The 13132-nt window shown below is 58.5% G+C and carries 13 protein-coding genes; all 13 read right to left on the bottom strand.

Going from position 1 to position 13132, the window contains the following annotated elements:
- Window positions 1–3: 3 nt before the first annotated feature.
- The 13 genes from QP994_RS01780 to QP994_RS01720 all read right to left on the bottom strand — a co-directional run bounded on the left by QP994_RS01780 (window position 4) and on the right by QP994_RS01720 (window position 13072).
- Window positions 4–1002 (bottom strand): copper transporter, encoded by a 999-nt coding sequence (locus QP994_RS01780; RefSeq protein WP_284865157.1) that lies wholly within the window; start codon window positions 1000–1002, stop codon window positions 4–6.
- Window positions 1003–1017: 15 nt separating this feature from the next.
- Window positions 1018–2286: a putative cytokinetic ring protein SteA gene (gene steA, locus QP994_RS01775; protein WP_284865156.1), complete on the bottom strand. Its 1269-nt coding sequence runs from the start codon at window positions 2284–2286 to the stop codon at window positions 1018–1020.
- Window positions 2287–2352: 66 nt separating this feature from the next.
- Window positions 2353–4083: a DNA repair protein RecN gene (recN, locus tag QP994_RS01770; protein WP_284865155.1), complete on the bottom strand. Its 1731-nt coding sequence runs from the start codon at window positions 4081–4083 to the stop codon at window positions 2353–2355.
- A gap of 4 nt (window positions 4084–4087) precedes the next feature.
- Entirely contained in the window at window positions 4088–5044 is a 957-nt protein-coding gene (locus QP994_RS01765; protein ID WP_284854885.1) for an NAD kinase, read from the bottom strand.
- Window positions 5044–5871 carry a TlyA family RNA methyltransferase gene (locus QP994_RS01760; RefSeq protein WP_284865153.1) on the bottom strand — a complete coding sequence of 276 codons (828 nt, stop codon included), beginning with the start codon at window positions 5869–5871 and terminating at the stop codon, window positions 5044–5046. Before QP994_RS01760 ends, QP994_RS01765 begins: the two co-directional genes overlap by 1 nt.
- A gap of 14 nt (window positions 5872–5885) precedes the next feature.
- A complete protein-coding gene (locus QP994_RS01755) occupies window positions 5886–6071 on the bottom strand; it encodes a hypothetical protein (protein WP_284865152.1) in 186 nt (61 codons plus the stop codon).
- 5 nt (window positions 6072–6076) lie between these two features.
- Window positions 6077–7099: an HAD-IIA family hydrolase gene (locus tag QP994_RS01750; RefSeq protein ID WP_284865151.1), complete on the bottom strand. Its 1023-nt coding sequence runs from the start codon at window positions 7097–7099 to the stop codon at window positions 6077–6079.
- A gap of 12 nt (window positions 7100–7111) precedes the next feature.
- Window positions 7112–8059 carry a tetratricopeptide repeat protein gene (locus QP994_RS01745; RefSeq protein ID WP_350309329.1) on the bottom strand — a complete coding sequence of 316 codons (948 nt, stop codon included), beginning with the start codon at window positions 8057–8059 and terminating at the stop codon, window positions 7112–7114.
- 8 nt (window positions 8060–8067) lie between these two features.
- Window positions 8068–9342, bottom strand: coding sequence for a tyrosine--tRNA ligase (gene tyrS, locus QP994_RS01740; protein ID WP_284865150.1), 1275 nt, complete (start codon window positions 9340–9342; stop codon window positions 8068–8070).
- A gap of 77 nt (window positions 9343–9419) precedes the next feature.
- On the bottom strand, window positions 9420–9611 hold the full coding sequence (locus tag QP994_RS01735) for a Trm112 family protein (RefSeq protein ID WP_284854890.1): 192 nt from the start codon (window positions 9609–9611) through the stop codon (window positions 9420–9422).
- A gap of 20 nt (window positions 9612–9631) precedes the next feature.
- Complete coding sequence (locus QP994_RS01730; RefSeq protein ID WP_284865149.1) at window positions 9632–10261, bottom strand: hypothetical protein; 630 nt, start codon at window positions 10259–10261, stop codon at window positions 9632–9634.
- The gene (locus QP994_RS01725; RefSeq protein ID WP_284865148.1) at window positions 10248–11822 is read right to left on the bottom strand and encodes a VWA domain-containing protein; all 1575 of its coding nucleotides are present in this window, start codon (window positions 11820–11822) and stop codon (window positions 10248–10250) included. The genes QP994_RS01730 and QP994_RS01725 overlap by 14 nt, the downstream gene beginning before the upstream one ends.
- A complete protein-coding gene (locus QP994_RS01720; RefSeq protein ID WP_284865147.1) occupies window positions 11819–13072 on the bottom strand; it encodes a hypothetical protein in 1254 nt (417 codons plus the stop codon). The genes QP994_RS01725 and QP994_RS01720 overlap by 4 nt, the downstream gene beginning before the upstream one ends.
- Between the last annotated feature and the right edge of the window lie 60 nt (window positions 13073–13132).

Raw genomic sequence — 13132 nt, 5'->3', positions numbered from 1 at the left:
GCTTTATTCAGCCGACTCAGTGCGTGGACGTTCCGGGGCGGGCGCCTGCGCGTTGGAGGCCGAGCCGTAGGCACCAGACTTACCGCCTAGCTGTTCAGCCAGAGCGAGGATGGTGGAAATCCTTCCGGTTTCAGTGTCGAGGGAATCCACGGTGGATACCGCAGCGCTTGCCTCAGCATCGGAGCGAATCAGCTCGATGGATCCATGTGGCCCCGCCGCGCCACGGCGACCGGCAAGCACAACGGCATCCCCGCGTGAATCCAGGCCTTTGGCAAGGTCGGCGAGAACCGTCGCGGCAAACACATCCGCATCGTCCTTGACGCCATCGCCCTCGTCGATGCTGCCACCGGTGACCACAATGATGCCCTGTGCCGGGGTGATCGTGCCATCGGCGTAATCGATGAATCCGGCATCACGCAGTGCGTGCAGGACCAGTGCGCGGTCTTCGACCGTGGCCAGCGGCTCATTCTTGTCCACGTCAAACATCAACGCAGTGCCCAAGGACTCGCCAGCGTGCGTACCTGAAGTTTGGTTGTCCACAGAAAGTTGTGCGCCCGCCGGCAGGGTGTTCGCGACGATGGAGCGCAGCTCATCTGCACCATCCTGGGAAAGGAACTTGTCGGTTAGAGTGATCTGCCCGGCTGCCGTAGCACCTGCCTGTTGGGCAAGAGACTCGACGGCTTTCACATCATCCTCATCGGCGTTAGGAGCCCGCACAATGATGTAGGGGCGCTGTTCCAACGTGCCCTCCACAATGCGTTTGGAGTGGCCAGCCAGAAGCGCATTAGCGGAATTGGCCTCCGGGTTTTCTGGGACCTCACCGTCCTGCTTGTTTGCCTTAGCTTCACCCCGGTCGGCGGAGTCGATGTTGTTGAACGCGTAATCCGAAATAGGAGCCAAGGAGGGCGCTACCACCAGGGTTCCCAGGGTAAGGCCACCTGCAAGGCCCCATGCGAGGCCACTGGCAACCCATCCGGCACCGCCGGTCTTCTTTTTAGACATGTTGTTGCGCCCCTCCTAGCGCTTGAAAAGGTTTTGGACGGTCAAGGCGAAGTTGTTCCACGTGTCAATGAGGTTGTCAACGAACGTCCCGTTACCCATGAAGCCGACAATGAGGACCACAGTGGCTAGCGCCACGAGCAGGCCCAGAATTGCCCACGCCCACGCAACACCGGAGCCAGAGCTGGTCTTATACAGATTCTCAATCACCGTGGATTCCACGATGCGGTTGCCGGCCTTGAGGCGCGTCAGCATTGCAGCCGGGGACGCTGCCAGGTCATTGCCGAAAATACGGTCCAGGTCGACGAGATCACCGACGGTGACAATTGTTTCGGCCTGGTGAAAGACAGCCAGCAAGACTGCCAGATCCATCGCCGAATCAGCAGCTGCCGGAAATGTCACGGCACCAACACCAAGATCCTGGATGCGTTCCAAACCAGCTGCATGCCCATCCGGGTCGGCTGGCAGGATCACCCGCGCATCACCACGCAGCGCGTCCGTGGAGATATCTGCTGGGTCTCCAACGATGAATTCGCAGCTGTATCCCAGATCAAGCAGCGTGTCAGCGGCACTGCCAACGCCGATGATGACTGGGCGGTATTCACGAATGAAGTTCCGGAGATTGGTCACTCGCTCACGCACATCAGGAGTGGGTGCGACGATGAGGACTTTCTGGCCATCCATGACATCGCCAAGTTCGGGCACACCTACACCGTCCACAAGCAGCGGCGATTCGGAATGGATGAATTCGATACTGTTGCCAAAGTAGGCTTCCATATTCTCAACAAGGGCGCGCTGAGCATCATCAAAAACCTTGTCAGCGGTCTCCCTGCCCAGGTAGTCAGTCTGCGCGATGACCTTCTTGCCCACGACGAGTTCGCCATCAGCGCTTAGCGTGGCTTTCTTGCCATCCCGAAAGGCTTCGCGCGTGGTAGCACCTGCGCCCTCATAGAGCGGGATCCCAGCGTCCAGCAGAAGCTGCGGGCCATAGTTCGGGATATTGCCTGTTGAGAACTTCCCAATGTTCACCACAGCAGCCGGACGCTTTTCCACTAGCGTCTGAGCCTGACGTCGCGTCAGGTCAGGGGCATCCACGACGGCGATATCGCCTGCAGTGAACTTGCGCAGACCTTTGCCCTGCGGAGTGCAGTCACGGAGGTGGCCATGAATGGGGGCAGCGGGCTTCTCCGTCGCGTCTGGCGTGGCGGGGGCTGCGAGAGTGTCAGGGGTACCAGCCTTCTGCGGGGTTGGTTCTTTCGCCTCAGAGGCATTGGAAGTTGAGCTCATGACACGTGATCTTGCTGTATCAACCAGCAATATTGGTGGAGGCGCGCTGTAAGAACAGCTCTGTTTTTAGAATGCAGCGATCTCTGCCTGGGCGCGCTCCATGAGCTCATTAGCGTGCGCCCGGCCTGTCTCCGAATCATCCATGCCGGCGAGCATCCGAGCGAGCTCCTCAATGCGCGCGTCTCCCTCAAGCACATCAACACCGGACGTCACGGATTCATCGCTCACATTCTTCGACACATGCAAGTGTGTCGTAGCGTATGCAGCAACTTGCGGAAGGTGCGTAACCACAATGACCTGGTAGTTTCGTGCTAGACGAGCCAAACGTCGTCCAATTTCGACGGCAGCGCGACCGCCGACACCGGCATCCACTTCATCAAACACCAACGTCGCGCCACCCTGCTGGCTAGACAGAATGACCTCTAATGCGAGCATGACGCGCGAGAGCTCACCACCAGAGGCGCTCGAAGCCAATGGTTGTGGCTCAAGCGCATCGTTCGGGGCCAATCGCAATTCGACGCTATCAGCACCGTTACGGTCGAATTCTTGCTTATCGACGGACACAGTCACCCGCGCCTTCGGCATCGCCAGCCCGCGCAGTTCCTCCGTGACCGCTTCCTCCAATTTCCTAGCCGCAGCAGTCCGGTCCTTGGTCAGTGCTTTTGCCGCAGTGGTCATCTCTTTCTCGCTGGTTGCCACACGCTTCCTCAGCTCTTCAATTGCCTCCGCAGAAGTATCAATCGAGGCCAGCCGCTTCACTGCCTTGTCACGCCAAGCAAGCACACCTGCGATATCCGGCGCATACTTCCGGGTAAGGCTTTTCAGTTCCTGCTGACGTTGGAGCAAGCGCTCCAGTTCATCTGGATCACTTGGGAGATCGGAGAGGAACATACCCAACTCACCAGAGACATCAGTGAGAACCGCTGCAACATCTGCCAGCTGGCTGCCCAGTTCCCGCAAATGGCCGTCACTGGCCTGTTGCAGCGTTGAAGCAGCCTGGCCAATGAGCGTTGAGGCTGGATCCGCACTTTCCGCACCGCTGTTGTACTCCCCGACGGATTCTGCCCCATCAATGGCGACGAGTGCGCCTTGCGCGGACTCGCGCAGTGCATCCACATCCTGCAAGCGGTTGATCGTAGCTACTAGGTCAGTGTCCTCCCCATCTTGGGGGTCAATGCCGTCGATTTCATCCACGGCGAACTGGAGGCGGTCGACTTCTTGCGCTAACTCACGGCGCTTCTCTGTACGCTCGCGCAGATCCTTCGTCGCCGCGCGCCATTTCGAATAGGACTCGCGGTAACGCTCTTTCAATGGTGCGATAGCCGGGTCAAAAGCATCCAACGCTGCCAGCTGTTCTGCTGGGGCCAACAACCGGAGCTGATCATTTTGTCCGTGAATAGTCAACAGGTGGGAGGTGAACTCAGCCAGTGTCGCAGCCGGGACAGTCCGCCCGCCGAGGTGAGCTCGGGAACGGCCAGATGCCTTCACCGAGCGGGCAGCAAGGTACTCGCCGTTCTCATCCGGCTGCGCTCCGGCGTCTTCGGTGATGGTGGTGAGGGCGTCCCGTGCGACGTCGCTAAGCAAGTGCGTGCTGAAAGCACCTTCAACAGTGGCTTGCGCAGCGCCCGTGCGTACCTTCGATGCATCCGCGCGCCCTCCAGTAAGCAAACGCAAACCGGTGACAACCATTGTTTTACCCGCACCTGTCTCACCAGTGAGAACATTGAGTCCCGGCGAAAATTCGACGGCGGAATGCGGGATAACGCCCAGGTTATCGATAGTTATTTCGGTGAGCATAGACCTACCGTTGCGTCACGTTATCGGCGTAGGAGAAATCATCCTTGACCACGGGACCGCGCCAGCCATTGACCGGCAGATGAAGTTTGCTCACAAGGCGATCAGTGAACGGCCTGTCGTCCAGACGCACGAGGCGAACGGGACGCTGTCCGCGTACAACCTCAAGGCGCGAGCCGGGCGGCATGTCCAGATGGCGGAAACCATCTAACACGACGTTGGCGGGAGTGGTAGTGATCAGCGACTCAACTGCGACCTTGGAGCTGGGCGAAACGACAAGTGGCTTTGTAAATAGAGCGTGGGCGTTATTGGGAACCACCAAAATGGCGTCCAACTCCGGCCATAGAATCGGGCCACCCGCGGAAAACGCGTAGGCCGTCGAGCCCGTTGGTGTTGAGATGAGCACACCATCACAACCAAACGAGCTCACCGGACGAAGATCAACTTCAAGGATCGCATCCAACACACCACGGCGGTCTAGGTTCTCCAAGCTCGCCTCGTTAAGAGCCCAACCCGTACCCACGAGGTCGTTGTTGTGGTCATGCACCGTGACATCAATGGTCATTCGGCTATCAAGGGAGTATTCGCGGTCGATGACACGGCGAATTGCGGTTTCCAGGCTGTCCTCTTCCCACTCCGCCAAAAAGCCAATGTGGCCCAAGTTGATACCAAGGATTGGCACATTTTGGGCACGTGCAAAACCAGCGGCGCGGAGGAATGTGCCGTCACCGCCAAGGACGAGGACAAGCTCGCAGCCTTCCGCTGCATGTTCATCTGGTTCAACCCGGCACAGCTCGTCCAGCGCCGGGTAATTACCGGCGTAGGGCAATTCCTCATCGCCCAGCAGACGAACAGTGAAACCGGCCTCGAGCAGCAACTCAGTTGCGCGGGCAGCAGAAGCGATATTGCCTTCACGGCGTGTATGAGGGACCAAAAGAACAGCGCGGTCACTGCTTGTTGCCATTAGTTTTTCGGTCCTTCCTCTACTGCCTGCTGAATCATAGCGGCCAACTCGCCTTCACTCGGAACGCTGTGGCCACCATCCTTAACCAGCCATAGGAAGTATTCTACGTTCCCACTCGGCCCGGGAAGCGGAGAAGCCACTGCAGCACGACAACTTAGGCCTAAAGTATGAGCGAATTGCGCGACCCCCAGGGTCACTTCCTCGCGCAGCTGCGGTGAGCGCACAACTCCCCCGCTGCCGAGCCGCTCCTTGCCCACCTCAAACTGTGGCTTCACCATAGGTAGCAAGTCAGCACCGTATTCCAGACTGTCTGCGATAGCCGGCAGGACCAGTTCCAGGGAAATGAAAGACAGGTCACCCACCATCAACTGCGCGGGTCCACCCATCATCTCCGGGGTGAGGTGCCTGATATTGGTCCGGTCCAACACCGTCACGCGCTCATCGTTTTGTAGGCGCCACACCAACTGGCCATAGCCCACATCAACGGCGACGACTTCTTTCGCCCCGCGGCGCAACAGCACATCGGTGAAGCCACCGGTAGAAGCACCCGCGTCTAGGGCCCTCTTCCCGGCAACGTCCAACCCGAGTGGCTCGAAAGCCTCTAGCGCCCCAAGTAGTTTGTGCGCACCGCGCGAAGCCCAGTCATCGCCGTCAGCTTCCGCGACCTTGATGGACACGTCCGGTTCCACAACGGTGGCTGGCTTCTTAGCCACAAAACCACCGACTTCAACGTGGCCAGCCTTGATCCACTCCACAGCCTGTTCGCGTGAACGTGCGATCTTCCGGCGCACAAGTTCCGCATCCAGACGTCGACGCCCTGGTGCCATGCCTAATCCCCCTTCTAAGCCCGGTCCTGGAGTGCCTCGGCGAGCACCTCATACGCTGCCTCATACTCGGCTAACTCCGCCGCCAGATCATCCATCGGCTGGGAGAGCACAGCCTCAAAACGCGCGGTCAGCTCCGCAGGCGTGATCGCCGGCTTGCGGGGATCACGTGGCTTCGGCATCGGGGTGTTATGAGATTGCATGAGCTTTACCACCACGCCTTAATCGCCGTGGCAGCTACAGGCGATGCAGCCTTCACATCGATGAATTCGGGCTCGTCCTCAATATTCCACGCCACACTTACAACAGTGCGCAACGCTTGGAGCCACGTCGCGTCCTCGTTGCCACCATCAAGAATGATCACGGCCTCCTCCGAAGCACGCTGTTCAACCGTCGCGGTGAACCCGCCCTGAACAGCTGGCGCTAGAGAGCTAAAGTCCCCTGCATAGCTGGTCAACACTCGCAAGTCCTCCGCTATAAATGTTGGGCGTTGGCCGAGGGGTGCAGCAATCAGTGCCCGTGGACCCGAAACACCAGTGAGCACATGCAACGTGTCCATCCCCGCTGCCACCCCACCGGCGATATCCGTATCCAACCGGTCTCCCACTACCAATGGTTTGTGTACGCCGAGTTTTTCCTGCGCTAGATCAAACATCGCGCGACCCGGTTTGCCGGCGGCTTCGGGTACAACGCCAGTGGCACTGGACACGGCAGCGACCATAGAACCATTGCCCACCATGAAACCGCGCTCAGCTGGCAACGTTGAATCCAAGTTACTAGCCAGATACACGGCACCATTGCGGATAGCCAGCGCTGCCTCGGAGAGCTGCCGCCACCCGGTGTCCGGATTGTGCCCGTGCAGAACCACCGCCGGGTTGTCATCCGCGGAATCCACAACGACGAAGCCAGCCTCACGCACCAGACCCTTAAAAGAATCGGCCCCGACCACTAAGACCTTCGCGCCGGGATCCGCGTGGCGTTGTGCAAGCACGACCGCAGCTTGCGCCGACGTCAGCACATCCCCTGCGCTGGCATCAAGGCCAATAGCGGCGAGTTTGCCTGCCACTTCATCCGGACCTTTGGACGCGTTATTCGTCACATAGGCCACGGCGCAACCCGACGCGGTGCATGCGTTGATGTTTGCAACGGCATGTGGGATGGCGTCGCCGCCGGCCCACACAGTGCCGTCAAGATCGAGCAACAGCGCGTCATAAGGCGCGATCACGCTCATCGCTGTCCCCCTCTACCCCAGTTCCGTCAGGCGCTGCTTGGCATCCGTCCACTCCTCGTCGTCCACAGCGGCGACGTGTTCAAACCAGTGGCGCGCCTCATCAGTTCGGCCAATCTGCTGCAGCGCATCTGCGTACGCATACGCCAGGCGGGTCTGCGCGAAGCCGTGTGCGCTTAAGCTCGGATTCATCTGCTGCAGCGTTGCTAATGCCGATTCATGCTGGCCCAGGTCATGGCGCGCACCGGCGACGACAATGGCCAATTCAATCCGGGAATCCGGGTCCAGTTGTTTCACTTCCGGGCTACGGCCAATCTCAATCGCCTTCTCCGGCCGGCCAAGTCCACGCTCAGCGTCAGCCATGACAGCCAAGAGACCTGGGCCACCGCTCATACGGCGTGCGGCGCGCAGTTCAGACAGTGCTTCCTTCCACTCCCCAGCGTGGTACGCGGCAATACCTGCTGCTTCACGGACCACACCAACACGCCCAGCACGGTTCTTCGCAGCACGTGCGTGGGTCAGTGCCAGCTGCGGATCATCTGCCATCCATGTTGCGGCCATGATCATGTGTTTGGCCACCTTATCCGCGTTGTCCTTAGCCAACACGCGGAGGTCCTGAAGGACCGATGGATCAAGATCGGTCGGATCAATATCATCCGGCAGCGAGGGCTCTTTTTCCTTCTGCGCCATGCGGTCCTCACGGAAGCCCTGGCGGTAAGGATTGGATCGATCGTGGCGCACCTTGCCATCGCTGCCATCACGACCAGCGCCACCACGATTCGCATGCGTACGGCGGCCATGGTTGCCGCCCTGACGGTCATCTCGACCGCCGTGGTCACCGCGTGCGTTCCGGTCGCCACGGGGATTGCGGTTGCCACCGGACCTTCGGTCCTGGCGTCCTTCGCGGTTCTCCCGGTTATTGCGTGAATCCCGGCTGCTGTTCTGCTTGTTGTCCTCGCTCATTGCGTCACCTACCCGTTCACTTTCACGCCGGAGAAGTTCTTCTTGCCACGGCGCAGCACAATCCAGGAACCGTGGAGCAGATCTGCTTCGGTCGGCTCCCAATCCTCCGAATCGATGCGCTGGTTATTCGCATAGGCGCCACCTTCCTTGATGGTGCGGCGTGCAGCTCCCTTCGACTCGGCCAAGCCAGTGCCCACGAGCATGTCGACGATTCCGCGCGGCTCACCCGCATTGATCTCAAAGACCTCTGTCTCAGACACAGCAGCAGCCAACGTTGCCTCATCCAGATCCGTCAGCTCGGCGCGACCAAAGAGAGCCTGGGATGCCAGCTCAACGTTCTTCGTCGCTTCTGGGCCGTGAACAAGGTCAGTCATCTCCTGCGCCAGCTTCTTCTGCGCGACGCGTTTGAACGGGCGCTCCTTGACCTCAACCTCGAGCTCATCCAATTCTTCCTTGGTCAGGAAGGTGAACCAGCGCAGGTAACGGATCACATCAGCATCAGCGGTGTTGATGAAGTACTGGTACCAGCGGTACGGGCTGGTCATCTCCGGATCGAGCCACAGCGAGCCACCACCGGTGGACTTGCCAAACTTCTTACCCTCAGAGTCAGTCACTAACGGCACGGTCAGGGCATGTACGGACTCACCATCAATACGGCGGTTGAGATCCACCCCGGCAACGAGGTTGCCCCACTGATCAGAGCCACCAACCTGCAGCACACAATCGTGGCGGCGACGCAGCTGCACGTAGTCATTGGCCTGCAACAGCATGTAGGAGAATTCGGTGTAAGAGATACCGTCGTTTTCCAGACGGCGCTTCACCGTGTCGCGAGACAGCATGGTGGACAAAGAGAAGTGCTTGCCCACATCACGCAGGAAAGTGATCACGGACATCTCATTGATCCAATCCGCGTTGTTCACCATGATCGCGGCGTTCTCACCTTCAAAGGAGACAAAACGCTCAAGCTGACCTGCAATGCGCTTCGCCCAATCGCCGACGGTGTCGGCCGAGTTCATGGAGCGCTCCCCCACATCACGCGGATCACCAATCATGCCCGTGGCGCCACCAGCAAGCACGATAGGACGGTGTCCTGCTTCCTGGAAACGGCGCAGCATCAGCAACGGCACCAGGTGGCCAGCATGCAAGGACGGACCCGTCGGGTCAAAACCTGCATACAGTGTGATCGGCGCCTGCGCCGCCTCACGCAGGGAATCCAAGTCAGTAGACTGATTAATCAGTCCGCGCCACTCGAGTTCATCAATAATGTTTGCACTGTTAGCCATAGAACAGTTCTTTCACGCCTCGTTGAGTTGTAAATGGATTTTCAAAAAAAGAAAGATGGGCAGCCCGAATCCGGGTTCTATGCGGCGGGATACGGCTCAGCTTCGTCGATAAGCAAAACCGGAATGCCTTCATCAATGCGATAGGCAACGCCAAGCCGGCGATTGACCAGTAACTGCTCGTCCTTGAGATACTCCAACGGCCCCTTGTCCTGCGGACACGCAAGGATGTCAAGGAGCTGAGGGTCAAGCGTTGGAGTGTTCGCCGTCATGGTGCTTCATCGTACCTTGTTCAGTTCTCATCCAACCCAGGCAGGTCACCGAAGGCTTCCCGCAACGCCCGCGCCTGAGAGTCCAAAGCACGCAGGTTCTGGTCCAAGATGCCCTGCTTCACTTTCTCCGCAGCGTTCGTCAACGTAGTCAGTGAGCCAGTGACCACGTCAGCAGCTTCTGGGCTCCGGTACTGCGGCGCGTCCAGGTATGTGGCAATCACCTCCGGCAGGTAGATATTCACGATGTTCCAGATGGTCTGCTGGTGCTGCGGGGCAGCTTCCAGGTCATCCCACTCGTGTAGGACGAAACGCAGTGTCTCCTCCAACTCAATGGCCTGCAGGTGAACCGACTCCGGCGGCTCCACTCGGTAGAGCGGCTGAAGAACCTTATAGAGCTTTTGATCCAACTGTTTTCCCGGTGGCAGCAAGGGTGAGGTGTTCGCGGGAAGAGCTTTTTGCCGCGGCGCTGGAGTCAACAACACGCCTGCACCCCACGCGGCTGCCGCAACGACAGGCCAGAGGAACCCAAGGCCAACCACCACGTGCGCTCCCACGACCGCGGTGGCAAGACCCATGCCCACCATATTTTTCTTGGAGCTGAAAAAACTATCGCCACTGAGGGCTGCCGGGAGGCGGTTATTGGTACCCACGAATCTCCTTGAAGGCGTCACCGAGGTCACCGTTAATCGCATCAAACACAGCGCCACCGGTCATATCCGCCAGTTCCTTCATTTCTTCAACGTTTGCTTCACCGTACAGGATGACAAACACTGGGACCTTACCCTTGTTCGCGGTGACCTTGGCATAGTCATTCTTGAAGTCCGCCATTCCACGACCCGCCGTGACCTCACCATCCGTGAGTAGCACGATCGATGTGATGCCTGCATCTGGGTCAGCCTTCTCAGTGACGCTTAGAAGCGTGTCGTAGATATTTGTTCCGCCATCGGCGACAAGACCGTTGATGTAGTCAAGGAACTGCTGCTGCACGGCAGGAACAGTGGTGCTGTAGGTGCCGGTGAGAGGTTCCCACGGTTCGGAGGAGAACTTCTGGAAGGTCACGGTCTCCCCATCGCGCAGGGACACGTTGCCGATCGTGGTTGCTGCAGTGCCATCCACCAGCGACGTCATGATCTCCTTGAGTGAATCAAGCCGTTCCCCTTCCATCGAACCCGAGGTGTCCAGCACAAAGGTCGTGTTGCCGCGTGTGCGGTATTCATTGTTGTAGCGCTCAACGAGATTCTGAACTGTGCCGTATTTACCTGGGAACGGCAGCTCAATGACCGTCTGGGTCTGCAGCGCTGCTGGCATGTTTTCTACATCACTGACCGGGCGACGGAAGGAATCGGCGATCAGCTGCTGGTGCTCAAGCAACCAGTCTGCCAGAGCCTTGACCTGCCCTGAAGCCTCCTGATTCGCAGGATTAGCCAAGGTGGACAAAGGGTAATCCGCGGAGACAACCCCGTCCGCCGGAACGATCACCTCAATATCCGCACCCTCAGCTCGCATCTGGTGCAGCGTGGACTCGTAATTGATAATTGCATCCGCCTCATGTGGATTCTGCAGGAAAGAATCAGCCAACCAACCAGAAGAGCCGGAGACCATCGACTGCGCTTGGAAGAGTTCGTGGAGGCTTGGGCCGACTTTCTCAACATCCTGATCAGTCAATGCCGAACCAGTATCAGCCATGGCAGTAGCCACGGAAACGAGTGCAGAGAAACCTGAATTCGATGCGGAAGGGTCCGTCATACCGAAGGTGAACTTTCCTTCACGGCCGGCAGCAGCGAATTCACTCCACGTGGGCTGCTTCTTATCCCAGCCAAGCTCCTTCACCTTTGCTGTTTGCACACCGAAGGCGACAGGACTGGTGGCTATTTTCGTTTCATCTGCAAGTGCACCCCGTGCACCAATGAGGTCAACGTAGCGGTTGGTAGCCATCCACGTGGCATCGACGGAGCCATCAAAGACCCCATTTTTCAGGTCTTGAGAGTTCTGCAGGGTGCCCTGGTGGAACTGCATATTGATGGGAAAACCAAGATCCGCGGACGCCTGCTGAACCACGGGTTCAAGGTCTTCCAACTCGGTTGCGGCGATGATGTTCAACGCTGTATCGGAGTTAATCCCAAGCGAATTACTCGCCTTCTCCGTCAGCTCACAACCGCTCAGTGCCACGCCAGTCAGCAGGGCGACAAGCAGTGTGATTAGCTTCTTCATTTCTCTTGTTCCTCCTGGTTGCGTGGCGGGACGCTGCCATAACGAGTGCCCGTTCCTTCAATGAGTGCTTCCAACCTGTCGTAGTTCGGTGGGTCCACCGAAGAGACATAACTCGATGGTGCTGGGAGGCCCTTCTCCTCGACGACTTCCGTCAGATAGTCATTACTCGCTGGGCGGAAACCGTGCTGCGCGGCGAGACGCTGTAGAGTCTCATCCGTGGACAAAAGGCGCCCCAGCTCCTTGCCCTCCGGGCTGATGCCTACAACGCCGTGGTTGGCCAACACTGTTGGATCCAGCTGAACCAGCACCATGTCGTCCTTGATGCGGGAGTTCGGCTTCATCTGCTCCCCAAGGAACTGCGCCTCATAGACCAGCACCATCGGCGTTGAACCCATGCCTTGGCTCAAGTAGTCATTGAAAGGGCCTGCGGAAGAAGACTGGGTGTAGCCCTGGCCGGTAAAGAACGGTGCCACCTGCTGTGTCAACCATGCAACATCGTTTGCTTTGTCTGGTTCACGTTCACCAAACTGCCACGCCAAGATGGATAGAAACATCGCAGCAGAATTAGATGTGCGGATGTCCGTCGTGGCAATTTGCACGTTCCGCGGTGAAGGGAATGTATCCCCAAGGTCACGCCACCGCTTCCCGTCTTGGGTCAAGTCGATGTACTTGTTCACATCGAGGACGTAGCTCTCCCCTTCTTTACGCACCACACCGGCGCCAACCAGCAGGTCCACGATCGGTTGGAATGTTGCCACTGCCATGGGGGAAAAGAATGGGTAATCAGCGGAGTAGCCGGAGCCTTGATCGGTGACCTTCTGGGTGGCGGGACTCGAAGATGGGAAAACAAAGTCTTCCTCATCCAAGTCCACTTCAGTAGCAATACGGCGTGAGCCAGCGGTGCTCACTGTGACGGTGTAGCCCAACTCACCGAGGCGTTCCACCACGGCTGGGTCTTCAAAGTATTCCCGCTTCTCCGACCCGACTACACCATGAATGGCCTTGGTTCCCTTGGCTGGTGCAGGCTTACCGTCACCATCCCCACCAAAACCAAAGGACGGCCCAGGAATTATGCCGCGGCCCATCAAAACAGCGACAACAGCAACGATGAGGAGTAGAACGCCAAGGCCGACGGAACAGCCCCGCCGCTTCTTTCCCGATGAGTTGCTGCTGGGTGTGCCTGCAGGCGGTGGCCCAAAATTAGGCGAAAAACTCATGCCGAACGAGGAGTTGGGGTCTTGCGTGGACATGCGCACAGTTTAGTGCGCATACCCTAACCTTGCAGGCCAAGCGAGGATACGCCAGGCAGT

The sequence above is a fragment of the Corynebacterium sp. MSK044 genome (assembly GCF_030232825.1).
Lineage (GTDB): Bacteria > Actinomycetota > Actinomycetes > Mycobacteriales > Mycobacteriaceae > Corynebacterium.
Note: the sequence above shows the minus strand (reverse complement) of the source record. Positions and strands in the feature narration are given on the sequence as shown.